Origin of the sequence: Palleronia sp. LCG004, from assembly GCF_032931615.1 — a bacterium.
Lineage (GTDB): Bacteria > Pseudomonadota > Alphaproteobacteria > Rhodobacterales > Rhodobacteraceae > Palleronia.
Map to the genome: position 1 here is coordinate 199138 of NZ_CP136760.1, position 26993 is coordinate 226130.

General features: G+C 68.3%; 25 protein-coding genes. 9 read left to right on the forward strand and 16 right to left on the reverse strand.

The features are described 5' to 3' along the window. Nucleotides 1–29: 29 nt before the first annotated feature. The 5 genes from mprF to RVY76_RS15430 all read left to right on the forward strand — a co-directional run bounded on the left by mprF (nucleotide 30) and on the right by RVY76_RS15430 (nucleotide 6486). Nucleotides 30–2621: a bifunctional lysylphosphatidylglycerol flippase/synthetase MprF gene (gene mprF, locus RVY76_RS15410; RefSeq protein WP_317377147.1), complete on the forward strand. Its 2592-nt coding sequence runs from the start codon at nucleotides 30–32 to the stop codon at nucleotides 2619–2621. A gap of 122 nt (nucleotides 2622–2743) precedes the next feature. After that, complete coding sequence (locus RVY76_RS15415; RefSeq protein WP_317377149.1) at nucleotides 2744–3646, forward strand: ABC transporter substrate-binding protein; 903 nt, start codon at nucleotides 2744–2746, stop codon at nucleotides 3644–3646. Between the two features lie 13 nt (nucleotides 3647–3659). Beyond that, nucleotides 3660–4820, forward strand: coding sequence for an ABC transporter permease (locus tag RVY76_RS15420; RefSeq protein ID WP_317377151.1), 1161 nt, complete (start codon nucleotides 3660–3662; stop codon nucleotides 4818–4820). Next, nucleotides 4817–5752, forward strand: coding sequence for an ABC transporter ATP-binding protein (locus RVY76_RS15425; RefSeq protein WP_317377153.1), 936 nt, complete (start codon nucleotides 4817–4819; stop codon nucleotides 5750–5752). The genes RVY76_RS15420 and RVY76_RS15425 overlap by 4 nt, the downstream gene beginning before the upstream one ends. Beyond that, nucleotides 5749–6486, forward strand: coding sequence for an ABC transporter permease (locus tag RVY76_RS15430; RefSeq protein WP_317377155.1), 738 nt, complete (start codon nucleotides 5749–5751; stop codon nucleotides 6484–6486). The genes RVY76_RS15425 and RVY76_RS15430 overlap by 4 nt, the downstream gene beginning before the upstream one ends. Here RVY76_RS15430 and RVY76_RS15435 read toward each other — a convergent pair. Continuing rightward, nucleotides 6483–7244 carry a glutaredoxin gene (locus RVY76_RS15435; RefSeq protein ID WP_317376786.1) on the reverse strand — a complete coding sequence of 254 codons (762 nt, stop codon included), beginning with the start codon at nucleotides 7242–7244 and terminating at the stop codon, nucleotides 6483–6485. The two genes, RVY76_RS15430 and RVY76_RS15435, sit on opposite strands and share 4 nt — an antisense overlap. 135 nt (nucleotides 7245–7379) lie before the next feature. Here RVY76_RS15435 and RVY76_RS15440 point away from each other — a divergent pair, with 135 nt between their 5' ends. Next, a complete protein-coding gene (locus RVY76_RS15440; RefSeq protein WP_410796038.1) occupies nucleotides 7380–8282 on the forward strand; it encodes an SMP-30/gluconolactonase/LRE family protein in 903 nt (300 codons plus the stop codon). A gap of 60 nt (nucleotides 8283–8342) precedes the next feature. Beyond that, complete coding sequence (locus RVY76_RS15445) at nucleotides 8343–9251, forward strand: LysR substrate-binding domain-containing protein (protein ID WP_317376787.1); 909 nt, start codon at nucleotides 8343–8345, stop codon at nucleotides 9249–9251. Here RVY76_RS15445 and RVY76_RS15450 read toward each other — a convergent pair. From RVY76_RS15450 to RVY76_RS15485, 8 genes are all read right to left on the reverse strand, one after another. Beyond that, nucleotides 9238–10248: a YeiH family protein gene (locus RVY76_RS15450; RefSeq protein ID WP_317376788.1), complete on the reverse strand. Its 1011-nt coding sequence runs from the start codon at nucleotides 10246–10248 to the stop codon at nucleotides 9238–9240. The genes RVY76_RS15445 and RVY76_RS15450 overlap by 14 nt on opposite strands. 101 nt (nucleotides 10249–10349) lie before the next feature. Beyond that, a complete protein-coding gene (locus RVY76_RS15455) occupies nucleotides 10350–11732 on the reverse strand; it encodes a M20 family metallopeptidase (RefSeq protein ID WP_317376789.1) in 1383 nt (460 codons plus the stop codon). After that, complete coding sequence (locus tag RVY76_RS15460) at nucleotides 11729–13306, reverse strand: gamma-glutamyltransferase (RefSeq protein ID WP_317376790.1); 1578 nt, start codon at nucleotides 13304–13306, stop codon at nucleotides 11729–11731. Before RVY76_RS15460 ends, RVY76_RS15455 begins: the two co-directional genes overlap by 4 nt. Before the next feature lie 3 nt (nucleotides 13307–13309). Beyond that, nucleotides 13310–14296, reverse strand: a complete 987-nt coding sequence (locus RVY76_RS15465; protein ID WP_317376791.1) for an oligopeptide/dipeptide ABC transporter ATP-binding protein — start codon at nucleotides 14294–14296, stop codon at nucleotides 13310–13312. Next, on the reverse strand, nucleotides 14293–15291 hold the full coding sequence (locus tag RVY76_RS15470) for an ABC transporter ATP-binding protein (protein ID WP_317376792.1): 999 nt from the start codon (nucleotides 15289–15291) through the stop codon (nucleotides 14293–14295). The genes RVY76_RS15465 and RVY76_RS15470 overlap by 4 nt, the downstream gene beginning before the upstream one ends. Nucleotides 15292–15295: 4 nt before the next feature. Next, nucleotides 15296–16207, reverse strand: coding sequence for an ABC transporter permease (locus tag RVY76_RS15475; protein ID WP_317376793.1), 912 nt, complete (start codon nucleotides 16205–16207; stop codon nucleotides 15296–15298). Nucleotide 16208: 1 nt separating this feature from the next. Next, the gene (locus tag RVY76_RS15480; RefSeq protein WP_317376794.1) at nucleotides 16209–17126 is read right to left on the reverse strand and encodes an ABC transporter permease; all 918 of its coding nucleotides are present in this window, start codon (nucleotides 17124–17126) and stop codon (nucleotides 16209–16211) included. A gap of 106 nt (nucleotides 17127–17232) precedes the next feature. After that, a complete protein-coding gene (locus tag RVY76_RS15485) occupies nucleotides 17233–18738 on the reverse strand; it encodes an ABC transporter substrate-binding protein (RefSeq protein ID WP_317376795.1) in 1506 nt (501 codons plus the stop codon). A gap of 150 nt (nucleotides 18739–18888) precedes the next feature. Between RVY76_RS15485 and RVY76_RS15490 the strand changes: the two genes are divergently transcribed. Next, on the forward strand, nucleotides 18889–19665 hold the full coding sequence (locus RVY76_RS15490) for an IclR family transcriptional regulator (RefSeq protein WP_317376796.1): 777 nt from the start codon (nucleotides 18889–18891) through the stop codon (nucleotides 19663–19665). A gap of 15 nt (nucleotides 19666–19680) precedes the next feature. On the opposite strand, the gene RVY76_RS15495 is transcribed toward RVY76_RS15490, so the two are convergent. Beyond that, complete coding sequence (locus tag RVY76_RS15495) at nucleotides 19681–20310, reverse strand: hypothetical protein (RefSeq protein ID WP_317376797.1); 630 nt, start codon at nucleotides 20308–20310, stop codon at nucleotides 19681–19683. 107 nt (nucleotides 20311–20417) lie between these two features. Continuing rightward, nucleotides 20418–21164, reverse strand: a complete 747-nt coding sequence (locus tag RVY76_RS15500) for a Crp/Fnr family transcriptional regulator (protein WP_317376798.1) — start codon at nucleotides 21162–21164, stop codon at nucleotides 20418–20420. 154 nt (nucleotides 21165–21318) lie between these two features. Between RVY76_RS15500 and RVY76_RS15505 the strand changes: the two genes are divergently transcribed. Then, entirely contained in the window at nucleotides 21319–21597 is a 279-nt protein-coding gene (locus RVY76_RS15505; RefSeq protein WP_317376799.1) for a hypothetical protein, read from the forward strand. A gap of 179 nt (nucleotides 21598–21776) precedes the next feature. Here RVY76_RS15505 and RVY76_RS15510 read toward each other — a convergent pair whose 3' ends face one another. Genes RVY76_RS15510 through RVY76_RS15530 form a run of 5 tightly spaced genes read right to left on the reverse strand, consistent with a single transcriptional unit; the run spans nucleotide 21777 to nucleotide 26941 of the window. Further along, nucleotides 21777–23141 carry an FGGY-family carbohydrate kinase gene (locus tag RVY76_RS15510; RefSeq protein WP_317376800.1) on the reverse strand — a complete coding sequence of 455 codons (1365 nt, stop codon included), beginning with the start codon at nucleotides 23139–23141 and terminating at the stop codon, nucleotides 21777–21779. Beyond that, nucleotides 23138–23455 carry an L-rhamnose mutarotase gene (rhaM, locus tag RVY76_RS15515; protein WP_317376801.1) on the reverse strand — a complete coding sequence of 106 codons (318 nt, stop codon included), beginning with the start codon at nucleotides 23453–23455 and terminating at the stop codon, nucleotides 23138–23140. Before rhaM ends, RVY76_RS15510 begins: the two co-directional genes overlap by 4 nt. Beyond that, nucleotides 23452–24459, reverse strand: coding sequence for an ABC transporter permease (locus RVY76_RS15520; RefSeq protein WP_317376802.1), 1008 nt, complete (start codon nucleotides 24457–24459; stop codon nucleotides 23452–23454). The genes rhaM and RVY76_RS15520 overlap by 4 nt, the downstream gene beginning before the upstream one ends. After that, on the reverse strand, nucleotides 24456–25424 hold the full coding sequence (locus RVY76_RS15525; RefSeq protein WP_317376803.1) for an ABC transporter permease: 969 nt from the start codon (nucleotides 25422–25424) through the stop codon (nucleotides 24456–24458). Before RVY76_RS15525 ends, RVY76_RS15520 begins: the two co-directional genes overlap by 4 nt. After that, on the reverse strand, nucleotides 25421–26941 hold the full coding sequence (locus RVY76_RS15530) for a sugar ABC transporter ATP-binding protein (RefSeq protein WP_317376804.1): 1521 nt from the start codon (nucleotides 26939–26941) through the stop codon (nucleotides 25421–25423). The genes RVY76_RS15525 and RVY76_RS15530 overlap by 4 nt, the downstream gene beginning before the upstream one ends. Between the last annotated feature and the right edge of the window lie 52 nt (nucleotides 26942–26993).

Sequence of the window (26993 nt, forward strand, 5' to 3'; positions counted from 1 at the left end):
AACCCCTGGATGCGGAGCGGCCACGCGACATGACCGATCACGCCCCTTCGCCGGTCGACGATCCGCGCCCGGGCAGCGCGGCGCTGTCGCGCGCGCTCGTCGTCCTCAGGGTGGCCCTGCCGCTCGCAATCACGATCCTCGCGCTCTTCGTGCTGCACCGGATGGCGACCGACATCTCTTGGGCGGCGCTGCGTGACGAGATCGGGGACCTGTCGTCCGGGGCCATCGCGCTGGCCTTCCTGTCGACGGGGCTGAGCTTTCTCGCCATCTCGCAGATCGACGCGGCGGCAGTCCGGGCGCTGGGGCTCGACATGCCGTGGAAGGTGGCGAGTGCGACGGGGGCCGCGGCGGTCGCGGTCGCCAACATGCTGGGCTTCGCGATCGTCACGGGGATGAGCGTGCGCTACCGCGTCTATGCGGCCTACGGGATCGACGTCGCGCGCCTGTCGTCGGTCTTCGGTGCGACGTGGCTCAGCTATTTCCTGGCGATCGCGACGGTCGTGGCGATCCTGCTTCTGGGCTGGCCCGCGATCTGGTTCGGGGCGTCGGGCATCGGGACCGATCCGCTGCTGGGGGTCGCGACGCTGCTGATCATCGGGGCGGTGATCGGGTGGCTCTGGCGCGGGCCGAGGGCGCTGAGGCTCAGGGAATGGGAGTTCCGGTTGCCCTCGGGGCGGATGACGCTGGTGCTGGCGGCGCTGTCGGCGATCGATCTGGTGACGGCTGCGGCGGTGATCTGGGTCCTGCTGCCCGCGGATCTGGGCGTCGGGCCCGCGCAGGTCTTCGTGGTCTTTCTCGCGGCCATCTCGCTTGGCACGGCGAGCCATGCGCCGGGCGGCATCGGCGTCTTCGAGGCGACGATGATCGCGGGGCTGGGGGCCGGGGGGCGCGCTGACGTCCTGGCGGCGCTCGTTCTCTATCGCGTCATCTATTATCTCGTGCCGTTTCTCTGCGCGGTGCTGGGCCTTGCGGCGGTCTGGGGCGGCGCGCGCCGCGAAAGCGCGGGGCGCATCGCCGGTCGCGGCTACCGGCTCGCCCTGCCGATCGTGCCGCCGCTCGCCGCGGCGATGGCGACGCTCGGGGGGATCGTGCTGCTCGTCTCGGGGAGCCTTCCGGCGGTGCGCTGGCGGATCTCGACGCTCGGCGATCTGCTGCCGCTGGGGGTGATCGAGGCGTCGCACCTGATCGGATCGGTCGTGGGGGTGCTGCTCCTCGTCCTGGCGCGGGGGCTCTGGCGCAGGCTGCACCGCGCCTGGGCGGCGGTCACGGCCCTGCTGATCCTGGGCGCGGTCCTGTCGCTCGCCAAGGGGCTCGACTGGGAGGAGGCGCTGATCCTGCTGTCGCTGGCGGGTGCCATGGCGCTTTTCCGGCCGGCCTTCTACCGGCGCGGGGCGGGCAGCCTGAGACTCACCGCGCGCTGGCTGGTGAGCCTCGTCGTGTTGCTGGGCGTCGTGCTGTGGATCGGGCTGTTCGCCTATTCCAACGTGGACTACCGCGACGCGCTCTGGTGGGAGGTGGCGCTGAGCGGGGATGCCTCGCGCTATCTGCGCGCCTCGCTTGTGGCAGCCGTGACGCTCGGCTGCGTGGCCTTCGCGCAGCTCGTCTGGCGCGATACGCGCCGCATCGTGCCCGAGCCGATCCCCGACGCCGTGCGCCGCCTCGTGGCCGAAAGCCCCGTGGCCGAGCCCAATATCGACCTGCTGGGCGACAAGGCGTTCCTCGTCGATCCGGAGGGGCGCGCGTTTCTCGCCTATGCCGATACGGGGCGCGCGCTCATCTCGAAGGGCGATCCGGTGGGCGACCGCGAGGCGGGGCGCGCGCTTTTGTGGCAGTTGCGCGAACAGGCCGACCGGATGGGGCGGCTCTGCGCCTTCTACGCGGTCTCGCCCGACTGGCTGCCCGCCTATATCGATCTGGGGCTCGATATCCTCAAGATCGGAGAGCTTGCGCGCGTGGATCTTTCGGGCTTCGGGCTCGAGGGGAAGGCACGCAAGGACCTGCGCTATTACATCGGACGGGCCAAGCGGGAGGGCTTCGATTTCGAGATCGTCCCCCGCGACCGCGTGCCCGCCGAGATGGAGGCGCTGCGCGCCGTGTCGGAAGCCTGGCGGCGCGACAAGCCCGGCGGCGAGAAGGGCTTCACCATGGGGCGCTTCGATCCCGAATACCTCTCGAACTTCGATCACGCGGTCTTTCGCGACCGGGAGACGGGGCGGATCGCGGCCTTCGCCAACATCATGCGCGGGGCCGAGGGCGAAGAGGTGTCGGTCGATCTGATGCGCTACGACCCCGAGGCGAAGGGCGTCAGCATGGACGCCCTCTTCGGCGAGCTGATGCTCTGGGCCAAGGCGGAGGGGTATCGCTGGTTCAGCCTCGGATCGGTGCCTTTCGCGGGCCTCGAGGCGCGGCCGCTCGCCCCGCTCTGGGCGCGGCTCGGCGGCTTCGTCTATACCCATGGCGAACGGATCTACGGGTTCGAGGGCCTGCACGGGTTCAAGACCAAGTTCGATCCGGTCTGGACCGGCAATTACTTGGCCGCGCCGGGCGGCATCTCGGCCGCGCGGATCCTCTACGACGTCAATGTGCTCGTCTCGGGCGGGATCCGCGGCTTGATGAAGTGAGCGCCGGTTCCGCGCGCGAGTGTCGCGGCGCGGGGAAAAGACTTGGACCCGATGCAGGGTTCGCTAGGTTAACGGAAAAGGTCGCGCGACGCGGCCCTGCACCGACCGAGGGGAAAGACGCCATGCAGATCAAGTTCGTCCTGGCCGCGGGTCTGTCCGCCGGCATCGCGGGCACCGCCGCCGCGGACATCACCGTGTCCTCCAAGATCGACACCGAAGGGGGGCTGCTCGGCAACATGATCGCGCTCGCGCTCGAGGATGCGGGACTGCCGGTCGAACGGCGGTTGCAACTCGGCGGAACGCAGGTCGTGCGCGAGGCGATCCTCGCGGGGCAGATCGATATCTATCCCGAATATACCGGCAACGCCGCGTTCTTCTTCAACGAGGCCGATGCCGATACCTGGAACGACGCGGATGCCGCGCTGGAGCGCGCGCGCGAGCTCGACGCCGAGAACGGCATCACCTGGCTCGAGGCGGCCCCCGCCAACAATACGTGGGCCATCGCGGTCACGGGCGACGTGGCCGAGGCCAACGATCTGTCGACGATGACCGATTTCGGGGAATGGGTCGCGGGCGGGGGCGACGTGACGCTCGCCGCCTCGACCGAATTCGTCTCGTCCCCCGCCGTGCTGCCCGCCATGCAGGAGACCTATGGCTTCGAGCTGTCGAACGACCAGACCGTGATCCTGTCGGGTGGCGACACCGCCGCGACGATCCAGGCGGCCGCGCGCGGCACGTCCGGCGTCAACGCCGCGATGGTCTACGGCACCGACGGGGGCATCGGCGCGACGGGCCTCGTCGTGATGGAAGACGATCAGGGCGTGCAGCCCGTCTACGAGCCCGCGCCGATCGTCCGCGACGAGACGCTCGAGGAATATCCCTCGATCCCCGACGTGCTGAACCCGATCTTCGAGGGGCTCGACCTCGAGACGCTGCAGCAGCTCAACGGCCGCATCCAGGTCGGCGGCGAGCCGGCCGAGGCCGTGGCGCGCGACTACCTGACCCAGACCGGGGTGCTCGACTGAGGAGGGCGGGAGGATGACCCGCGGCCTCTCGCCGCCGGGCCTCCTCTTTGCGGCGGCGGGGCTCGCGGCCCTGTTCCTGCCCTACATGACGCTGAGCGCGAACCGCATCGTCGCGGGCGAGGGGGTTCGGCTCTGGAATCTCGGCGCGCCTCTGGGCGCGGTGCTCGGAGGGGGCGCGGTGATCGTGGCCCTTGGCCTCGGCATCCGGGCGGGCCGGCCGTATCTGCGGCTCGCGGGCGCGATCCTCGGGCTCGGCGGGGTGCTTGCGCTGCTCTCGGCGGGGGCGGTGTCGCTTCTGGGCGAGGCGGGGGAATATGCGCGCGTTTCGCCCGCGGCGGGGTTCTGGTGCCTTTTCGCGGTGCTTCTCCTGCTGCTGGCCGATGCGCTCTCGACGCTGTCGCCGGGGCCGTGGCTGCGCGGCGGGCTGCTCGCGCTCTTTCTCGGGGCGCTGGCGCTGGTGCTCGCCTCCGGGATGCTGTCGGACCTGTCGGTCATGGTCGAATACCGGGGCCGCGCTGATGCCTTCCAGCGCGAGGCGGTGCGCCATCTGGGCCTCGCCTTCGGGTCTCTGGCCGCGGCGGGCCTCATCGGATTTCCGCTCGGCATCCTCTGCCATCGCAGCGGACGGGCGCGGGGCGCGATCCTGCCGGTGCTGAGCTTTCTGCAGACGATCCCGTCGCTCGCGATGTTCGGGATCATGATCCCCATCCTCGGCTGGGTCGCGCTGAGCTTTCCGGCCGCGCGTGCCGTCGGGATCGCGGGGATCGGCTTCGCGCCCGCCTTCCTCGCGCTCGTGCTCTATTCCCTGCTGCCGGTCGTGGCCAACACGGTCGCGGGGCTCGGAACCGCGCCGCCCGCCGCGATCGAGGCCGCGCGCGGCATGGGCATGACGCCGATGCGCCGGCTCTTCCGGGTCGAGTTGCCACTCGGTCTGCCGGTGATCCTCGCGGGGCTCCGGATCGTTCTGGTGCAGAATGTGGGCCTTGCCGTCATCGCGGGCCTGATCGGCGGCGGGGGGTTCGGCACCTTCGTGTTCCAGGGGCTGAACCAGACGGCCACGGACCTGATCCTGCTGGGCGCGTTGCCGACGGTGCTGCTGGCGCTCGTCGCGGCGGTGGTGATGGATATCCTCGTGGAGCTTGCCCGGCCCGCGCGCGCGAAAGGTGAGACATGATCGAGATCGACGAGATCACCAAGATCTACGACGGCCATCGCGCCGTGGATGCCGTGTCGATGATCGTCGAGACCGGAACGATCACCGTCATCGTCGGCACTTCGGGCTCCGGCAAGACGACGCTTCTGCGGATGATCAACCGCCTGGTCGAGCCCAGCTCGGGCGAGGTGCGGATCAACGGAGAGCCCACCCATACGGTCAAGCCGCATATCCTGCGCCGCCGGATCGGCTATGCGATCCAGGGCCACGGGCTGTTCCCGCATCACAGCGTCGCGCGCAATATCGGCACGGTGCCGAAGCTGCTCGGCTGGCCGAAGGACAAGATCGCGGCCCGGGTGGACGAGCTGCTCGACCTCTTCTCGATGGACCCCGAACAGTTCCGCGACCGCTTTCCGGGCGAGCTTTCGGGCGGTCAGCAGCAGCGCGCGGGCGTGGCGCGGGCGCTGGCCTCGCGGCCCGATCTCCTGCTGATGGACGAACCCTTCGGCGCGCTCGACCCGATCATCCGGGCACGCGCGCAATCGGATCTGCGCCAGATCCAGCAGAAGCTCGGCTCGACGATCATGCTCGTCACGCACGACATGGAAGAGGCGATCCGGCTCGCCGACCGGGTTGCGGTGATGGATGGCGGCAAGCTGGTGCAATATGCGCCGCCCGCCGAGATCGTGGCCCGGCCCGCCACCGATTTCGTGGCCGAGATGGTCGGCGACGTGGAGCGTCCGCTGCGCCTTCTGTCGCTGGTGGAGCTGTCGGAGATCGTCGAGCCGGGTGAGGCCGAGGGCGAGGCGCTGGCCCATGATGCGAGCCTGCGCGACGCGCTGTCGGCCTGCCTCTGGACCGGGCGGGACGCGGTGCCCGTGACGCGCGACGGGCGGGCCATCGGGCGCGCGACGCTGAGCGCGATCCGCGCCCGCGCCGAAGCGCACGTATGAAGGTCGGAAATCTCCTGCGCGCGGCAACGGTCGCGCTGCTTCTGGCGCTGGTGCTGCGGCCCGAATGGTTCGTGCCGGTCTTCGCGCCCTTTGCGCCCCCGAACGGGCCGGTGATCTACGGGCGGACATCGCTTCTTGCGCTGTCGCTGAGCCATCTGGGCCTCGTGGCGATAGCTTCTGCCGCGGCGACGCTGGTGGCGGTGACGCTTGCCATTCTCGTGACGCGGCCCGCCGGTGCGCCGTTCCGGCCGCTGTCGCGCACGATCACCAATGTGGGCCAGACCTTTCCGCCCGTCGCGGTCCTGGCGCTCGCCGTGCCGGTTCTGGGGTTCGGGGCGGGCCCGACGCTCGTCGCACTGTTCCTTTACGGATTGTTGCCGATTTTCGAGAACGCGATGACGGGGCTTTCGACCCTGCCGCCCGCCACGATGGAGGCCGCGCGGGGCATCGGGCTCGACCGCCGTCAAAGGCTCTGGCGGGTGGAGCTGCCGCTGGCCGCCCCGGTGATCCTCGCGGGGATCCGGCTGTCGGTCGTCATCGCGCTCGGGACCGCGACCATCGGATCGACGGTCGCGGCGCGCACACTGGGCGAGGTCATCATCGCGGGCCTCCTGACGAGCAACACGGCCTTCGTGCTGCAGGGCGGGCTGATCGTCGGCCTCTTCGCCGTGCTGATCTACGATGCGCTCGTCCTGCTCGAAGGGCGGCTCGCCCGGCGGATGGGGCGGCGCTAGAACAGGAAGGCGCGCGCCGGCATCCATAGACCCATGAAGATCATCATCAGGTTCTCGGTCAGCGAGATGAAGCCGAGCGGCACGTTGCTGTCACCGCCCACACAGGCGCATTTGAGCTCTCGCTTGTCGATATAAACGGCCTTGAACACGGAAATTGCGCCGATCGTCCCGATGACGAGCGCGATCGGGGCCGAAATCCAGACAAGCGTCCCCGCGATCATCAGAAGACCCGCCAGCGTCTCGCCGAACGGATAGAGATAGCCGTAGCGCACCCACCTGCGGGCCAGGAGGTCGTAGTTCAGGAACATTGTCGAGAAACGCTCGACATCCTGAAGCTTCTGGATGCCGAGGATCGTCATCGAGATCGCGACGAACCATTCGAAGGTGCGGATCGTGGCAATCGTCCCGAAGGCCGCCCAGCTTACGGCGCAGGCCATGAGAAAGCCCACGGCGAAGATCGCGATGACGGGCCGATAGGTCGTGGCGTCTGCGGCCTTCGCGTCGTCCTTGCCGAGATGGACGCGCAGGTCGTCGTAGCCACCGACGCGGGTGCCGTCGATCCAGATCTGCGGCGTGGTCTTGACGCCGTGCTTTTCCCTAAAGGCATCGACCTCGTCGCGGCTCTCGAGCCAGTGGTCCTCGATCGCGAAGCCTTCGCGTTCGAGCAGGTCCTTGGACTTGAGACCGAAGGGGCAGAGATGGCCGGGCATCACCATCCGGTAGAGGACGGCCTGTTTCTCGCGTGTATCCTTGGGCATACGGATCTCCGTCATGGGGGAGGTTTCGCGGCGAAACCACGATCCAGCGCTGGAAGGTTCCCGGTCGGGCTTTGCAAATCCCCCGCCGGGCGCGCAAGGATCGGACAATTCGTCACATAGGAGGAGGAACCGCCCATGAAACCCTATCCCGAGCATCTGCTGCCGATCGACGGACGTTTCGCGGATCTGGTCCACCCGATGACACGGCTGGAGCGGATCGTGGAGGGCTGCACCTGGACAGAGGGGCCCGTCTGGTTCGGCGACCATCGATGCCTGATCTTTTCCGACATTCCGTCGGACCGCATGCTGCGCTGGTCCGAGGCGGAGGGGACGAGCGTCTTTCGCGCCCCGTCGGGCTATGCCAACGGCAATACGCGCGACGGGGCGGGTCGGTTGATCTCGTGCCGGCACGGGATGCGCGACGTGGCGCGGACCGAGCATGACGGGTCGATCACGATCCTCGCGCGGGATTTCGGGGGCGGGCGGCTGAACTCGCCCAATGACGTGACGACGAGCCGCGACGGGGCGGTCTGGTTCACCGATCCGAGCTACGGGATCCTGTCGAATTTCGAGGGCTACCGCGCCGAGCCGGAGCAGGAGGCGCGGAACGTCTTTCGCATCGCGCCGGACGGGACGCTCGGCGCGGTCATCCAGGATTTCGCTCAGCCGAACGGACTTTGCTTCTCGCCCGACGAGCGGGTGCTGTATGTGGCCGAGAGCGGGTCGAGCCACGATGCCGACGTGCCCTCGGTGATCCGTCGCTTCGACGTCGAGGGGGCGCGCGTGGCCGGCGGGGAGATATTCGCGGAGATCGATACGGGTTTCCCCGACGGGATGCGCTGCGACGTGCATGGCAATCTCTGGTCATCGGCCTGGGACGGTGTGCATTGCCTGTCCCCGGAGGGGGATCTGCTGGGCAAGATCCTGGTGCCGGAGCGGGTATCGAACCTCTGCTTCGGGGGGCCACGGGGCAACACGATCTTCATCACGGCGACGCGGTCCGTCTATCGCATCGTCGTCGAGGTGACAGGCGCGTGATGCAGTTCCGTTCAATCGAATGTTTTTGATCGAATGTTCGATTTAGGTTATTAGTTGCGCATGACCTTTGCCCAATTGCTCGTCTTCATCGAGGTGGCACGTCGCGAGCATGTGACGGATGCCGCGCGCGCGCTCAACATGACGCAATCGGCCGTGAGCGCCGCGATCTCGGCCATGGAGGAGCGACACGGCGTCAAGCTTTTCGAGCGGGTGGGGCGGCGGATCGCGCTGTCGGCCGAGGGGCGCAGCTTCCTGCCGGGGGCGCGGCGGCTCGTGGACGAGATGCGGGCGGCGGAAAGGGTCCTTGCCGATCTGGCGGACGGGACGAGCGGGACGCTGGCCATCCAGGCCAGCCAGACGGTGGCGAGCTATTGGCTGCCGCCGATCCTGATGCGGCACCGCAAGCGGTTCCCGGGGGTTGAGATCGCGCTGTCGGTCGGCAACACCACCTCGGTCGCGGAGGCGGTCGAGGCGGGGCGCGCCGATCTCGGGATCGTGGAGGGCGATATCGGCGACAGCGCGTTGATCCGCGAGCCGGTGGCGATCGACCGGCTGTCGGTCGTGGCCGGTGCAGGGCACGAATGGGCGGACGGACGCATTCTCGGGGCCGCGGATCTGGCAGCCGCATCGTGGATCCTGCGCGAGAACGGGTCGGGCACGCGCGCGGCACTGGAGGCGGATCTGGCCGCGCTCGGCATCGATCCCGGCACGTTGCAGGTGGCGCTGGAGCTGCCCTCGAACGAGGCCTGCGCGGCGGCGCTGGTCGAGTCGCAGGCGATCACCGCGCTGTCGGAACGGGCGGTGCGCTATCGGATCGCGGAGGGCAGCGTCGTGCGGCTGCCGGTGGAATTGCCGGGGCGGGAATTCTCGATCGTGCGCGACGGCAAGCGCAGCCCGACGCGGGCCGTCACGACGATGATGGCGTTCCTGCGCGAGGCGGAACGCCCGGGCCGCGTCAGACCAGGGTGATGAGCCCGAAGGTCAGACCGCCGATCAGGACCCAGCTGAAAGCCGCCAGCAATGCGGGACGCAGACCGCGGCGCACGAGCGCGCGCAGGTTCGTCTTGAGGCCCATGCCGGCCAGCGCCACGGCCAGCAGCACGGGCACGGCGACGCGCGCGACGTCGAGCGCAGGAGCAGGCACCCAGCCTGTCGAGGCCACCAGCACCATCGCGATGAAGCCCACGACGAACCACGGCACAGGCACGCCGCCGCCGCTCTCGGTCCCGTTGCGCCGCGCCGAGAGCGCGCCCAGAAGCAGCACGACGGGAGCGAGGGCCAGGACGCGCACGAGCTTCGATACCGTGCCGACCTCGCCCGCGACGTCGCCATGCTGGAACGCGGCTGCGGTGACCTGCGCGACCTCGTGCACCGAGGCACCGACCCAGAGGCCGTATTGTTCGGGCGAGAGACCGGCGAGCGAGCCCAGGAAGGGCCAGAGGATCATGGCGAGCGTGCCGAAGAGCGTGACGGTCGCGACCGCGTAGGCCGCATCCTCCTCAGGGGCGCGGACGACCGTGTTGGCGGCGACGACGGCGGAGGCCCCGCAGATCGAGCTGCCGGCCGCGATGAGGTCGGTGAGGCCCGCGGGTACGCCAAGTGCGCGGCCCATCCGGCGGGTGAGGAAGAGGCAGGCGAAGAGCCCGGTGAGGATGATGGCAAGGCCCGAAAGGCCGACGGAGAGGACCTGCGCGATGGTGAGCTGCAGGCCCAGCAGGACGATGCCCCAGCGCAGGATGACCTTGACCGCGAAGGTCGCGCCTGGCTCGGCGCGACTTGCGAGGGGGGTCAGGTTGCCGACCGCGATGCCCATAACGATGGCGAGGATCAGTGGCGACAGCGCCGAGAGCCCCGGCAGGCGCGCGGCCGCGAAGGCGAGTGCGGCGATCGCGATGCAGATGACGAGGCCGGGAATGGCCGCGGGTGTGGGGCGGACCGCGAAGAGGCGGATCGTGGTGTCGGACATGTCGGCTCCTGATTGCGGGGCCGATCATATCCCTTGTTCTACCGATCAATCCAACGAGTAATACGGGTCTGACCGTTCGCATCAATCGAATGGTTTTGGGCTTATCCCGGTTCGCCGAGATCCCAGAAGATCCCGGCCATGATCCGTAGCCCGTCGCGGCTGACGCCCTTCAGCACGTGTTCGTTCGGTGCGTGTTGCGAGCATCCGCGATAGGAATGCGGCACCCAGATGGTCGGCAGGCCGAGAATGTCGGTGAAGCTGTCGTTCGGCAGCGATCCCGCAAGGTTCGGCAGCACGTGAAGTGCGCCGCCGCTCGTCTCGCGAATGGAGGCACCGATCCTCTCGACCCAGGGGTGGTCCGGATCGAGGCGCGTCGCGGCGAAAAAGCCGCGATCGTGGGCGCGGATCTCGACATTCTCGAATCCCTCGGCGTCGAGATGCCGGCGCAGAGCGGGGATCACCTCCTCGGGGTCGGTGCCCACGACGTAGCGCAGCTGGCAGGTCGCGCGCGCCCAGCCGGAAATCGCGTTGACCGGCGCGTCGGGCACGCCGGAGACCATGGCGAGGATCGCGAAGCTGTTCCAGCCGAAGACCCGCTCGGCCGGGGTGAGCGATTCCTCGCCCCAGTCGGGATTGACCTCGGGACCTTCGCCGCCCGTGACGGGCAGGTCGGCGAGCGCCGCGCGGACGCTGTCGGTCAGGCTCGTCGGACGCCATTCGGGCACCTTGATCTGGCCACGTCTGTCGGTGATCGAGGCCAGAGCATGGGCCAGGATCATCGCCGGATCGGAGAGCAGGCCGCCCCAGTTGCCCGAGTGATGCGCGCCCTCATGCGTCTCGACCACCAGATCGAAGGCCGTGCCGCCGCGCGAGCCCATGAACATGGTCGGCACGTCGGGCTGGAGGCGGGGCCCGTCCGAGGCGATGAGCACGTCGGCTGCGAGCCGGTCCTTGTGCCGCTCGAAGGTCTCGGGCAGGCCGACGGAGCCGACCTCCTCGCTCATCTCGATGACGATGCGGACGTTGAAGCCGAGATGGCCGCGTTCGGCCAGCACCGCCTCGAGCGCGGCGATGTTGACGAGGTGCTGGCCCTTGTTGTCGGCGGTGCCGCGACCGTAGAGACGCTCGCCCTCCTCGACGATCTGCCAGGGGGTCAGGCCCTCGCGCCACATCGCGTCCTGGCCGCGCACCGTGTCGCCGTGGCCGTAGGTCAGGATCGTGGTGAGGTCGTCGCCCTCGTGCCGCTCGCCGATAAGAAGCGGGCCGCCGCGCGGATCGGGATTGTCCACGATCTCGCAGTCGAAGCCCAGCCGACGGAGGCGCGGCTCCATCGCCTCGTCGAGATAGCGGCGGCATTCGGCACGGGCGGCATCGTCGGGGTTCTGGCTTTCGGAGCGGAAGGTGACGAGATGCGCGAGTTCGGCGCGGAAGGTGCCGTCGTCGAAATAGTCGCTCACGCGGGTCAGGGCGGCCTGGCGGGTCATTGCTGTTCCTCGGGTTGTTCCAGTACGGCGTCGCCCCAGGGCGACATGATCTCGGTGCAGCCGGCATTGCGGCCGTTCCTGCGCGCGACGCCTGCGGGGCAGGCGAAGGCATAGGGCAGGACAGTGCGGCGCGTAGTCTGAAGGGCGGCGTCCCGCGCGAGGCGGTCGAACACGTCCCTGGGCAGCGTGTCGTCGGCGATGACGCCCGCGCCGCCCGAGACGTCGATCCGGGGGGCGTGGAACGCGCCTTCGAGGCTCATCCCGCCATCGACGATGAAGGAGGAGAGCTGCGTCACCGCTCCCACGATCTTGCGCCCGCCCGACGCGCCGAGCGCGAAGCGGGTGTCGGGGGTTTCGCCCACGACGGGGCAGACATTCATCAGGCACGCCTTGTCGGGGCCGAGGGAGTTCGGCTTGCCCTGTTCGGGGTCGAACCACATGATGCCGTTGTTCATCAGGAATCCGGTCGAGGGCGAGACGACGCGGGAGCCGAAGATCGACAGCAGCGTCTGGGTATGGGCGACCATGTTGCCCTCGCGGTCGACGGCCGAGAAATGCGTGGTGCAACCGGGGGCCTCGGGCACCTCGCCGGTATCGCCCATCGTGCCGAGCCGTTCGGCATAGGCCCGGCGGAGCGCATCGGCATAGGCGGCATAGGCGTCGGGCCCGGTCGAGAGGTCGCGGGAGGCGAGGTCTTCCATCGCGCGGGCGAAGGTGGGGCCGGCGGTGAGGCCCGGCATGACGTGGAAGGCCGCGTCGCGATAGGGCACGCGCCGCGCAGGCCCCGTCCAGGCGCGGTAGCCCGCGAGATCGGCGGCGGAAAGCGATCCGCCCTTGGCCTGAACGTCGGCGGCAAGAGCCTGGGCCAGATCGCCCTCGTGGAAGGCGCGGGGGCCGCCGCGGGCGATGATCTCCAGGCTCTGGGCCAGGCGGGACTGGTCGAGCCGGTTCTCGGGGATCGCGGTCCATCCCGAGCCCTTGGGCCATGTGCCGTCGTCGAGGAACATCGCGGCCGCGTCGGGATCGCGGGACAGCTCGCGCGCGGTCGAGGCGATCATCAGGGCCGCGTACCAGTCGACCAGCATCCCCTCGCGCGCATGGGCGATGGCGGGTTGCAGCAGATCGGACCAGGGCATGCGGCCCCACCGATCATGCGCCTGGCCGAGCCCGTCGACCGTGCCGGGCACGGCGATGGCGCTGGCCCCTTCGACGTTGCGGTCGTCCACCACGCGCTCCCACGGGAAGAGGTCGGCGGCCTTCCCCTCGCCCGAAAGGGGATAGTGGCCGATGTCGAGTCCCTTGGGCGAGCGCATGCCGAAATTGATGGCCGTGGCCTCGCCGGTCGCGGCGCGCCAGTGGACAGCCGCCCCGCCCCCGGCAGGGCCCGACATCCACGGTTCGAGCACGCCCACGACGAAGGAGCAGGCGACGGCCGCATCGACCACGTCGCCGCCCGCGCGCAGGATTTCGGCCCCTGCCTCGGCGGCGAGGCGGTGCTGCGAGGCGACGACACCGAACTCGGTCTCGACGACGTGTTTGGTGGTGCGGGCGGTGCGGGAGAGTGCGTCGCTCATGGGTCAGGCGGCGTCCTTCTGGAACATCGGGCTGTCGGGATCGTGAAGGTGGCATTCGACGCGACCGCCGGGGGTTTCGACGGGCCGGGGGGCCGTGGCGGCGCAATGCGCGGTGGCGTTCGGGCAGCGGGGATGGAAGGCGCAGCCCGATGGAGGGTCGATCGGGTTCGGATAGGCGGTGCCGAGCGAGGTCTCGGGCACGCCGAGGCCCGGCTCGGGCGTGAGGACCGAACTGAGCAGCGCGCGCGTATAGGGGTGGCGGGGACGCTCGAAGAGGTCGGCGACAGGGGCTTCTTCGACCAGGCGGCCGAGATACATGACCGCCACGCGCGTCGCGAGATGTTCGACCACGGCGAGATCGTGCGAGATGAAGAGATAGGTGAGGCCGAATTCGCGGCGGAGCTGGCCCAGCAGGTTCAGGATCTGGCTCTGGACCGAGACGTCGAGCGCGGAGGTCGGCTCGTCGCAGATGACGATCTCGGGGCGCATGACGAGGGCGCGGGCGATGGCCACGCGCTGCCGCTGCCCGCCGGACATCTGGCTCGGGTAGGAATTGAGGACGCGCTGGGGCAGGCCCACGATCTCGAGCATCTCGCGCACCGACCTGTCCCGGCTCGCCGCATCCCCGATCCCGTGGACGCGCAGCGGCAGCGAGACGATGTCCTCGATCGACTTGCGCGGGTTGAGGGACGAATACGGGTCCTGGAAGATCGGCTGGAGGCGGCTCGCCAGCGTCGAGCGGTCGAGATCGTGGAGGGCCTTGCCCTCGACGAGGACTTCGCCGCTGGTCGGTTTCTCGAGCCCGAGGAGGAGCTTGGCGAGCGTGGACTTGCCGCAGCCGCTCTCGCCCACGAGGCCCAGGACCTCGCCCTTTTCGAGCGAGAGCGTCACGTCGTTGACCGCGTTGAGCGGTTTGCGCGCGCCGAAGAGTCCCTGCTTGACGGTATAGGTCTTGGCGACGCGGTCGAGCTTGAGGATCGGATCGCTCATGCGGTTTCCCTTTCGGCGTGGAGTGCGCCGTCGGGATGGACGCAACGGAAATCGTGGGCGGCGTCGCCGCGGACGGGGATGGCCTCGCGGCAGGAGGGCACGGCATGGGGGCAGCGGGTGCGGAAGGCACAGCCCGTGATGTCGCCCACGAGCGAGGGGACGATGCCCGGAATGGTCCCGAGCTCGGAGCCGCGGGCGGTCCTGCCGGGCTGCGGGATGCAGCGCAGGAGGCCGCGCGTGTAGGGATGGCTCGGCCGCGCGAAGAGGTCGGCGGCGGGGCCGGTCTCGACCAGCTCGCCCGCATACATGACGGCGACCTTGTCGGCCACGCGCGCGACGACGCCCAGGTCGTGGGTGATCAGGATCATCGCCATGTTCATCTCGCGCGTGAGATCGACGAGGAGGCGCAGGATCTGTGCCTGGATCGTCACGTCGAGCGCGGTGGTGGGTTCGTCCGCGATGAGGAGGTCGGGCTCGCACATGAGCGAGAGCGCGATCATCACGCGTTGCCGCAGGCCCCCCGAGAGCTGGTGGGGATACTGCCCCAGCCGGCTTTCGGCGGCGGTGATGCCGACCTTCTCGAGCAGCTCGACCGCGCGGGCGCGGGCGGCGCTCCGGCTCACCCGGCGGTGGAGGCGCAGCGTCTCGATCAGCTGGTCGCCTATGGTGTAGGCGGGGTTGAGCGATGTCATCGGCTCTTGGAAGATCATCGCCATCCGGTCGCCGCGAAGCGCGCGCATCTGCCTGCGCGAGGCGGTCAGGAGGTCGGTGCCGTCGAAGCGCATCACGTCCGCGTCGCGGCGGATGCCCTTGCCCAGAAGGCCCATCAGCGCCAGCGAGGTCAGCGACTTGCCCGATCCGCTTTCACCGACGATCGACAGCGTCTCGCCGCGCCGGAGGTCGAAGTCGATGCCGCGCACGGCGTGAAGCTCGCCCCCGCCGGTGGGGATGTCGAGGGTGAGGTTGCGGACCTCCAGAAGCGGGTCGTCTGTCATGGTGTCAGCTCCGGTTCTCGGGGGCGGTCACGTCGCGCAATCCGTCGCCCATCAGGTTGATCGCGAGCACCAGGAGGAAGAGCACGATGCCGGGGATGAGGACGAGCCATGGCTCGAACAGCATCATGTCCTTGCCCTCGCTGACCATCAGGCCCCAGGAGGGCGTCGGCGGCTGCACGCCGAGGCCGAGGAAGCTCAGCGCGGCTTCGAGCAGGATGGCATGCGCCATCTCGAGCGTGATGACCACGATGAGGTTGTTGAAGATGTTGGGCATGATCTCGGTCAGGACGATCCGGGGCGTGGAGGCCCCGATCGCGCGCGCGGCGGCGACATAGTCGCGGCGGCTGACCTGCAGGGTCGATGCGCGCATCACCACGGCGAAGCGGTCCCAGAGCAGCAGGCCCAGCACGCAGGTCACGACCGTGAGCGAGCCGCCCAGGATCGCCACGACGGCGAGCGCGACCAGGACCACCGGCATGGCGAGGCGGACATTGATGAGGAAGGTCACGACCATGTCGACCTTGCCGCCGAAATAGCCTGCGGCCACGCCCATCGCGGTGCCGATGAGGCCCGAGATCAGTGCCGCGACCGTGCCGATCAGCAGCGAGACCCGCGCGCCGTAGATGAGCCGCGAGAGATAGTCGCGCCCCAGATGGTCTGTGCCGAGGGGGTGGTCCCAGCTGCCGCCCATGAAGACCGGAGGCACGTGGCGGTTCATCAGCGATTGCGCGTAGGGGTCGTGCGGGGCCAGCACGGGCGCGAGGATCGCGATCACGGCCAGCAGTCCCACGATGCCCACGCCGATGAGCAGCCCGGTATGGCCCCTGACGCGCGAGACGAGCATCTGGCGCGGGGTGGGGCCCTGCCATTCGCGGGTGAGGGGATCGGCGGCGTCGGTCAGCGTCGTGTCGGTCATATCATGCGCTCCGCATCCGGGGGTCGAGCCAGGCGTTCAGCACGTCCGCGAGAAGGGTGAAGACGATGTAGAACATCGAGAAGACGAGGATCAGCGCCTGCACGGTGGGCAGGTCGTTGCGCGCGATGCTCTCCCAGGCGAGGTAGCCAGCGCCGTGCAGTGCGAAGACCGACTCGACCACGATCGAGCCGCCGAGCATGAAGCCCATCTGCACCGCCGCGAGGCTGACCACGGGGATGATCGCGTTCCGAAGGGCATGCTTGAAGAGCACGCGGCCCTCGCCCGCGCCCTTGGCGCGCGCGGTGCGGATGTAGTCGGAATTGAGCGTGTCGAGCATCCCGGCCCGCGTCAGGCGCATGATGGCGGGCATCGCGTAATAGCCCAGCACGATCGTGGGGAGGATGAAGTGCCGCCAGCTGTCGGCCCCCGAGGGCGGCAGCATGCCGAGCTGGATCGCGAAGACCACGATGAGAATGAGCCCGAACCAGAAGGAGGGCATCGCCTGTCCCGCCACCGACAGGAAGAGCGCGGCGCGGTCGATGATCGAATTTGGCCGGATCGCGGCGGCGACGCCGAGCGGCACGGCCGTCAGCAGCGCGAAGGTGATGCCGCAGACGCCGAGCGTCATCGTCACCTGCAACCGTTCGGCGATGAGGCCGGCGACGGGCAGCTTGAAGTAGTAGCTCTCTCCGAAATCCCCCCTGAGGGCCGAGAACAGCCATTCGCCGTATTGCACCAGCATCGGCCGGTCGAAGCCGTAGATGCGACGGATGGCCTCGATATCCTCGCCGCTTGCGGTTTCGCCCGCGAGGGCCGCGGCCGGATCGCCCGACATGAAGAGAAGCGAGAAACTGATGAAGCTGACGGTGAAGGCTACGAGCAGCGCGAGCCCGGTCCGCTTCAGGATGAACGATAGCATCGGATGCACCTCGTGTGGCGGGCGGCGCGCGCGCGGGACGCGCGGCACCCAAGGGGATGCGGGAGGGGCGAAAGCGCGGGCGGCACGGGGCCGCCCACCTTGCGGATCACTTCCAGCTCATGTCCACGAAGCGCAGCACCTCGTCGGGGGTCGGCTGATACTCGACCTCGCGCGAGAAGACGTAGTTGGTGTTGTAGCTGAACATCGGGGCCCAGTAGGCCTCGTCGGCGATGCGCTGCAGCGCCATCGTGTAGTATTCGATGCGCTCGTCGGAATCGGTCGAGCTGTCGGCCACGTTCAGCCATTCGAGCACCTGGTCGTCGCGCGCGCTGTCGAGCGATCCATGCTTGAAATACTGGCTGACCATCGCGGAGGCGTCGTTGATCGAATAGCTGCCCCAGGTCTGGAACGAGATCGGGACCACGCCGTCCATGTTGAGCTCGCGCAGCGCCGAATATTGAAGCATCTTGAAATCCGTCTGGATGCCGATGGCGTTGAGGTAGCTCACGATCGCCTCGGCATAGGGCCTGTCGCGATAGGCGTAGAATTCGGTCGAGAAACCGTCGGGATAGCCAGCCTCGGCAAGAAGCTCGCGTGCTTTCTCGGGGTCGTATTCGTAGGATTTGACGTCCTGCACGCAGCCGAACTGGCTGGGGAAGCAGGCGGTGTCGATGACCGCGCTTTCGCCCTGGAGCAGCGCGTCGACGAGTTCCTGGCGGTTGATCGCGTGATTGACGGCCTCGCGCACCAGCTTGTTCGTGAAGGGATTGTCCTCGCCCGAGCGGCCGGCGGCGTCCATCTGGATATAGCCCACGCGCATGGTCGAGGCGTTGACCACGGTGAAGCGGTCCATCGCGGCGAGCTTTTCGGCCTGATCGGCCGGGACCTGCCAGATGAAGTCGAGCGACCCGGAGAAGAGTTCGGCCATCTGGGTGTTCACGTCGGGGATCGTGCGGATGTCGATATTGGTGATCTGGGCCTGGCCCTTGGGGCTGTCGTGGTAATCCTCGTACTTCTCGAGGACGAAGCGCTGACCGGGGGTCACGTCGACGACCTTGTAGGGACCGGTGCCCACGGGCTTGAGACCCATGCCCGATGGGCCGGCTTCGGCGTAATATTCGTCGGGATACATCGAGACGGGGCCGGAGAAGAACTCGATCGCGGCGGGGAACTTGTCCTTGAGCTTGATGCGGACAGTGTAGTCGTCCACCTTTTCGGCGGAGTCCATCCAGTTGACGTTGCGCTGGGTCTTCACGCCGTTGGCCTCGTCGGCGACGAAGTTGACGGTGTAGACCACGTCGTCGGCGGTGAAGGGCTCTCCGTTATGGAAGGTCACGTCCTCGCGCAGCGTGAATTCGAGCGTGGTGTCGTCGATCCATTCCCAGTCGGTGGCGAGGTTGCCGACATATTCGTTGGTCTCGGGGTCGCGATAGATCAACCCGTCCCAGACCGCGCGCTGCAGCACCACGCCTTCGCGCGAGGAGTTGAAGTAGCTGTCGACGTTCTCGAGCTCCTTCGTGAAGGCCACCGCGAGGGTGTCGTCGGCCTTGTCGGCGATGGCGGGCCCCGCGGCGAGGGCGGCGAGGGCGGTCGTCCTGAGAAGTTTCTTCATGATCGGCGGTCCCTGTTGGTGGCGTATCGTGGTGCTGCCGCTTGCATTGTATCATTATGCGATACGGCTTATCGTGATTTGATCCCAGTACGCGCAGCCTGACCGCATGCGTCAAGGGTCGAACACGAATTTTTTTGATCGGGACACGGAATGAGTGAAAAGTCGGCATCTCGAAAGGCGGACCCGCTTCATGCGGGCACGCTCGCCAAGGGAATCCGCATTCTGCGGGCCTTCGACGAGGAAAACGTCTCGCTGTCGCTGTCCGATCTGGTTCGCAGGACGGGCCTCGAGAAGAGTGCGGCGCAGCGGCTCGCCCATACGCTTCATGTTGAGGGAATGCTCGAAAAGGACCCGGTGACGCGGAGATTCAGGCCGTCGCATGCCTGGCTTCAGCTTGCCTATGCCTATTACTGGTCGGATCCGCTGATCGCGCGGGCGCTGCCGCGGCTGATCGAGTTCAGCCGCCGGATCGGCGAAACGGTGAACCTCGCCCAGATGTCGGGCGATCACATCATCTATTCGCTGCGCCTGCCAAATCAGCGGACGCATTTCGGGGCGAGCATCGTCGGGCGGCGGCTGCCCGCGATCGCGACCGCCGCTGGGCGCGCGATGTTGTCCACCTGGCCCGAGGAGGAGGTCGACCGCGCCATCGCGGAATGGCCCATCACGGCGATGACGCCCAAGACCGTCACCGACCGCCTGGCGATCCGGGAGGACGTGCGGCGGGGCGCGCAGAACGGGTATGTGATCACGCGCAACCAGATGATCTTGAACGAGGTCAGCATCGCGGCCCCGGTGAAGGGCATGGACGGGCGCGCGGAGGCGGCGGTGCAGGTGTCGGTGTCGGGCCACGCCTACGAGGAGGCGCGGATCCGCGCGGAGATCCTGCCCTTCCTGCACGACGCCGCGAACGGCATCCTGGCCTGAGCGCAACCCGCCGTCTCAGGCGGCCTGCGCGGATTCCACGTAGCCCTTCGGCACGTCGTAACCCCAGCTTTCGCGGTAGCGGCGCGCGGATCCGCGCGGGATGCGCTTGGTGTCCATCATGTCGGCGTCGAGATGGATCGTGCCATCGGAGCGGATGAGGCGATAGCGGCGGCGCACGCCGATCGAGGTCTCGCGTCCGAAAAGCACGACGACCGAGATCCGCCCCGCCCGGTCGAGCGTTTCGGTGCCGCTCTGCCGGGCGATGCGCTCGAGGATCGAGCGGATCGTCCCGATCGCGCGGCAATCGCCGTTTCCGAGCGACCCCTGCAGGGTACCGGCGAGGGGGTTGGAGGGGGCGGTGTCCGTCGTCTCGTCGCATTCGGTGATGTTTGCGGCGAGGGTTTCGCCGTCGAGTTCCAGCTCGGCGATGACGTCGGTGACGTAGACGGTCTCGTAGCCCAAGTTGCAGAGGACCAGGTGGGCGTCGAGATTGCGCCCCGCGCCGCGATTGATCGTGACGAGCGCGCGCCGCTGGCGGCTGTTGCTGGTCACGATGATCTGCAGGTAGAGCAGCCAGATGAAGGCGGTCGCGATGCTCGAAAGCATCGAGATGAAGGCCGTGTTCGAATGCATCCAGTCGATCATGTTCCCGCTCCCGCATGTCTGGGCGAGGCCCGGATCTGGCGATCGGGACGATCCGCCGCAACGGGGCGGATCCGCGACCGGCAAACCAGTTTATGGGATGGAGGGGATCAGTCCGGCGTGGCGCGCGGTTTCGGGAACCACGACGTGTCGATGCGGGTGGCGAGCGTTGAATAGCCCACCCGCGCCTCGAGCGCTGCGCGGTCGATGAGCCGGACATGCCGGTCGGCCACCTCGATCACGCCCGCGCCGCGCAGCCGGGTCATCAGTCGGCTGACATAGACCGGCGTGAGGCTGAGCGCGTCGCCGATCTCGGATTGCGACATGGGCAGGTGGAACCGCGAATTCGATCCGCCCCCGGCGACCGAGAGCCGGTCGAGCAGCGTCAGCAGGAAGAGGATGAGCCGGTCCTCGGCCGGCATGCGGCCGACTGCCAGCAGAAGCTCGCGCAGGATGACCTGTTCGGTGCTGCTGATGGCCGTCAGGAGGGCCGCGAGACGCGGGGCGCTATCGTAGATCCGTCCGAGCGAGGATCGCGGGAAGGGGCAGACCGCCCCGTCGGTCAGCATGACGATGTCATGCGGGGCTTCGGGGGTGCCGATCTCGGCCAGGCCGATCACCTCGCCGGGGAGGTATGTCCGCAGGATGGCGCGGCGACCGCCGACCTCACGTGCGGTGACGACCGCCCAGCCCCATTTGACGACATGCAGCCTGCGGCTGTCCGATCCGCGCGAGACCAGGACATCGCCGCGCGCAAGTTCGCGGGGTTCGCGCTCCATGCCGGCGACGAAATCCCGCTCGTCGGCGGTCAGATGGAGAAACCGCCCCAGTCGCTGGACGAGGAAGCTATCGCTCATGGTGCCTTCACGCTCCTTGGCTTTTGATCGCGCGCATCGTGGCGCAGAGGTCGCGGTCGGACGGAATGCCGCGATCCGCGATTTCTTAAACCAGTTTTATAGCCCTTCGGGCGTTCCGGTCGATCTTGTCGGGGGCAAAGCGAGGGAGGCTCAGATGACGACATTCGCGATGGACCCGGCCAGCGGCCCCGTTCAGGCGATCCCCGGCGGTCAGAGGTTCGGCAGGATCGAGGCCGTGCGGACCGGCATCGGTGATGGCGAGATCGAGATCCGTCAGCCCGACGGTGCGCTTCTAACGGTTCGGCTGACGCCCGAGACGGTCGATGGCGGGATGGCCGATCCGGTGATCGGGCGGAACGTCTGGATCCTCGGGCGGATCGAGGGGGCGGTGATGTCGGCGACCTCGTTCGCGGTTTATGACGAGGAGCCCTGAGCCCGCGCGATGCTGGGGCCTGCAATTCTCGGGGGCGATCCTCTGTTTCTTCGGCACCGGGTCGGCGGGCGTGCGGCGGAGGGGTCCGAGCCCGACAGTGAGCCAGCCGGTGCCGGTGGGGGCGAACCGTCAGAGGCCGTGCCGCTCCATGCGCCGCGGTCTGCGACCGGCAAAGGCGGCTAGGCGGCCCCGTTCACCCGCGTGGCCCATGCACTGGCATAGGCGCGGAGGGCCGGGGCGTCGTCGGGGATGGCGACGGCGGGCGGTGGTGTGATCGATTTCGGGATCATCAGGAGTGCGGCACCCGTGGCCGTCCCGGTGATCGACGGCGATGCGGCGACGCCGTCCGGCCGCAGAACGGCCAGCATGGCCAGGTAGTCGGCATTCCGCGCGAAGGGGCCCTCGACGATGGTCGGACCCTCGCCACCGATGAGATCGAGGCAGGTATCGGTCATCAGGGCCAAGTAATAGGAAAGGGCGAGAAGCCTTTCACCCCTGGTCGCAGGGGGACGGTCGAAACCGCCCGACCGGCCGGGATAGGGCCCGGTCCCGGCCGCGATCGCCGGCAGGAGGAACAGCCCGTCGAGCACTGCCTTGCGGTCGGCAACGTCGGGGGTCGCATCGTCCCCGTCGCGGACGATCTCGTATTCGCGGCCGCCCATGAAGCGGGCCGACGGCACCGCGCCCCCGCCGGCATGGACGTTGACGAGTGTGTCGCGTGCCGGATCGAGCGTGCCACCCCCGCACCCCACCGCCATGGCGACGACCCAGGTTCCGGTCGAGACCACGCAGAACGGTCCCTCGCGGCCCCGCAGATGCGGGTAGAGCGAGGCGTTGCTGTCGTGGATGCCGCAGGCCACCGGCGTGTCGGGCGAGAGACCCGTTCGCGCGGCGATCTCGGGCGTGACGGTTCCAAGGATGTCGGTGGATTTGCGCGCCGGGGCGAGGCAGCCGCCGAGGCCGAGGCGGTCGAGGAGGCCCGAGGGCGTGCCCTTCCACGGGTTCCACAGATCGGTGTGGCAACCGAGGGAGGTCACGTCGCTCGCGATCTCGCCGGTCAAGCGGTGTCCCCAGTAATGCGGGAAGGTCACGATCTGCCGGATGCGGTCGCGCAGGCCGGGATCGGTCGCCAGCATGTAGTGAAGCTGCGCGCCGAGGTTGAGGCCGTGCGGCAGGCGGGGGCTGCCCGTCTCGGCGAAGGACGGACGAAGGGCGTCGTATCCGACGGCCATCGCGTCGGGGCCGTCATGTTCGTAATCAAGCATCGGCGCAGCGAGCCCGCCCGCCGCATCGAGCAGGACCGCGGACGCGCCGTGCGTGGTGACGGAGATCGCGTCGATGCCGTGGGCCGCGTGCATCTCGCGCAGCGCATCCAGCAGGAAATTCCAGTGCCCGTCGAGATCGACATGTGGCCAGGGTGGGCCCGGCAGGATGCGGTTCGGCCGGGTGGTGACCGCGATTTCGGACAGGGTTTCGGCATCGATGAGCGCGAGCTTGGCATTGGTCTTGCCGATGTCGATGACGGCGATGCGGGAAAGTGTCATGGCAGGTGGAACACCGTTTCCAGCGGGCGTTCGTAGGGCGATGCGTCGGGCTGCGTGACCATGAGGTCGGTCATGTGGTCCCACCAGCGGCGCATGACGGGATGGCCGGGCAGCGTATCCATGGAATGCTCGTCGCTGCGCCAGAGGACTGCGAAGAGGGTCGAGGTCTCGCGGTCGAGATGGATGGAATAGTCGCTGACGCCTGCCTCGTACAGGAGTTGGGCCAGTTCGGGCCAGATCGCGTCGTGGCGGCGGGCATATTCCGCCTCGCATCCCGGGATCAGCTTCATGATGAAGGCGTGTTTCTGGCTCATGCGGCTTTCCCCGTTCGGATGAGGCGGATGAGGCGCGGGATGGCGATGACGCCGATCAGCAGTGCGCCCACGAAGATCGACATGACGATGCCCGGCACGTTCAGGAGGCCAAGCCCGAAGGTGACGAGGCCGATGACGATCGCGGCGAGGACGACGCCCAGGATCGAGCCGGCGCCGCCGAGTATCGACACGCCGCCGAGGACTACCATGGTTACGATCTCGAGCTCCCACGCGAAAGCGATGGAGGGGCGGGTCGAGCCCAGACGCGCGGTCAGGCAGATCGCGGCAATGCCCGACATGAGGCCCGTCAGGAGGAAGAGAATCATCTTGACCCGCGCGACACGGATGCCGGAGAAGGTCGCGGCCGTCGGATTGTTGCCGATGGCATAGACCTGCCGCCCGAAATTGGTGAAGTGCAGGATCGTCGCGTAGATCGCGGCGAAGAGGAAGAAGAGCACCAGCTCGAACGAGATGACCCAGACGACGTAGCCGCGGCCGAGAAAGGCGAAATCGGTCGGGTAGCCGTTGAACGCCTGATCGCCCAGCACGATGTAGCTGATCCCGCGAAAGAGGCTCATCGTGCCGATCGTGACCACGATCGAGGGCAGCCCCAGCCGCGTGACGAGGATGCCGTTGAACGCCCCGCAGGCAAGTCCGACGGCAAGGCCGATCGCGACGAGGCCGGGCGTGCCGACGCCGAATTGCAGCGCCCAGCCCATCGCCGTCGAGGCGAGCGCGATGATGCCCGCGACCGACAGGTCGATCTCGCCCGAGATGATGAGCAGGGCCATCGCAAAGGCGACGAAGGCCTTTTCGGTAAAGTTGAACGTCGCGTCCGAGAGGTTCCAGGGGTCGAGGAAATAGGGGCTCGCCTGCGTGTTGGCGAGGAAGATGAGGATCGCGATCGCGCCCAGCAGAAGCTCCCACGAATGCAGGATGCGGGCGGGGCGCGATTGCAGGCGGTCGGGGACGTGGCGGGGGCGGGTGCCATGCGCGGTACTCATGCCGCGGCCTCCCTGAGGATGACGCGGCCGGGCGCGCGGCGGCGGTTGAAGGCGACGGCCACGATGATCGCCGCCCCCGAGATCGCCATTTGCCAGAAGGGCGAGATCCCGGCCACGGGCAGCGCGTTCTTGATCGTGCCGAGGAAGAGCGCGCCCAGGACGGCACCCGTCACTGTGCCGAGCCCGCCCGCGATGGAGATGCCGCCGATCACGCAGGCGGCGACGATGTCGAGCTCGAACCCGCCGGCGACATCCGTGTAGGCGACGGCATAGCGCGCGACCCAGAGATAGCCGCAGAGCCCGGCGAGCCCGCCCGCGATTGTGAAGGCCCAGAAGCGCGTCCGGCCCACGTCGATCCCGGTATAGACGGCCGCGCCGGGATTGCCGCCCACGGCATAGAAGGCGCGACCGAGCGCGGTGCGGTTCACTGCGACCGCAAAGGCCGCGACCACGCCCACGCAGATCCACGACATGACCGGAAGGCCGAGGATCACGGCGCGAGGAAAGGCCTTGTAGGCCGCCGACATCTCGTGGCTGTTGACCCATGCGCCGCCCGAGACGAGGAAGATGATCCCGCGATAGATCGTGAGCGTGCCGAGCGTTACGACGATGGGCGGGATGTCGAGCTTCCAGACGAGGATGCCGTTGAACGCCCCCATTGCGAGGCCCATCGCGACCGCGAGGACGAGGAGGGCCGCGAGCGGGATCCCCGGCATCGCGGCGTTCAGAAGCGCGGTGACCATGCCCGTCAGCGCGAGGTTCGACGCCTGGCTGAGATCGATGCAGCGCGTCAGGATCACGAGTGTCTGGCCAAGCGCCAAGATGATGAGGATCGAGGTGTCGTTGAAGATCGCGGCGAGGTTGCCGGGCGCCGCGAAGCCCCTGAACCGCATCTCGACTGCGAGGACGAGGACGAGGAGCGCGCCCAGCAGGATCGCCTCGCGCGAGGTGAAGAACCGGGTCATGCGGCGCTCTCCCTGTATCCGGCGGCGGCGCGGACGAGCGTCTCGGGGCTGAGCGCGTCGCGCTCGAACTCGCCCGCGATGCGGCCGTCGCGCATGACGATGACGCGGTCGGACATGCCGAGGATTTCGGGGATCTCGGAGCTGACCATGATGACCGAGAGCCCCTCGGCCGCGAGTTCGGCCATGAATTCATGCACGGCCGCCTTGGAGCCCACGTCGATGCCCTTGGTGGGTTCATCGAGGATGATGACCTTGGGCCGGGTGGCGAGCCACTTGGCGATGACGACCTTCTGCTGATTGCCGCCCGACAGGTTGCCGACATCCTGGTCGAGGGCCGCGGCACGCAGGTCGAGCCGTTCGGTGTAGTGGCGGGTGAGCGCGAATTCCTCGGCCATGCGGAGAAACCCGCTGCGCGAGGTCTGCGACAGCGAGGGCAGGGTGACGTTCTGGAAGATCGGCAGCGCGGTGATGGCACCCTGCGCGCCGCGATCCTCGGGCACATAGACGATGCCACGCGCGATCGCCTCGGCCGGGGAGCGGATCACGGCCACACGGCCGTCGATCCTGACCGCGCCCTTGGAAGGCTTCGTCACGCCGAAGATCGCCTGCATGAGCTCGGACCGGCCGGCGCCGACGAGGCCGTAGAAGCCGAGGATCTCGCCCCGGCGCAGCCCGAAGCCGATATCGGCGAATTCGGTCGGATGGGAATAGCCCGCGACGCGCAGGATCTCGTCGCCGGGCACGGTGTCGCGTCGGGGGAAGATCGCATCGACCGAGCGGCCGACCATCTTCTCGACCAGATCGTCCTCGGTCACGTCGGCGATCATGCCGGCATCGACCATGCGGCCGTCGCGGAAGACGGTATAGCGGTCGGCGATGCGAAAGATCTCGTCGAACTTGTGGGAGATGAAGAGGATCGCGCGGCCCTCGGATCTGAGCCGCTCGACGAGGTCGTAGAGCTCCTCGATCTCGGCCTGCGACAGCGCGGCCGTGGGTTCGTCCATGACGACGACGCGGGCCTCGACCGACAGGGCGCGGGCGATCGCGACGAGGTGCTTCGACGCGATGCCGAGATCGCGCAGGGCGGTGTCGGGATCGAGCCGCGCGCCGATGCGATCCAGGATCTCGCGCGATCGCGTCCGCATCGCCGCCCAGTTGATAAGCCCGAAGCGGGTGCGCGGGGCGTGGCCCAGAAAGATGTTCTCGGCCACGCTCAGTTCGTCGAAAAGGACGGTTTCCTGGTGGATTGCGGTGACGCCTGCCGCCTGCGCGTCGGTGGCGCTGGCGAAGCGGGTCTCGGCCCCGTCGACCTCGATCCGGCCCTGGTCGGGCTGGTGGATGCCCGTGAGGATCTTGACCAGCGTCGACTTGCCGGCACCGTTCTCGCCCACGAGCGCGGTCACCTGGCCCGGATGGAGGGCGAGCTCGACCTCCGAAAGCGCGGTCACGCCGGGGAATGTCTTGGTGATGCCCTGCAGCCGCAGGACCGGGGCGGCGGCATGTCCGTCGTCAATCATGGCCAATCCTCTTGCCGGACGGGGTGGGGCCGGCCCTGATGCGAGGCCGACC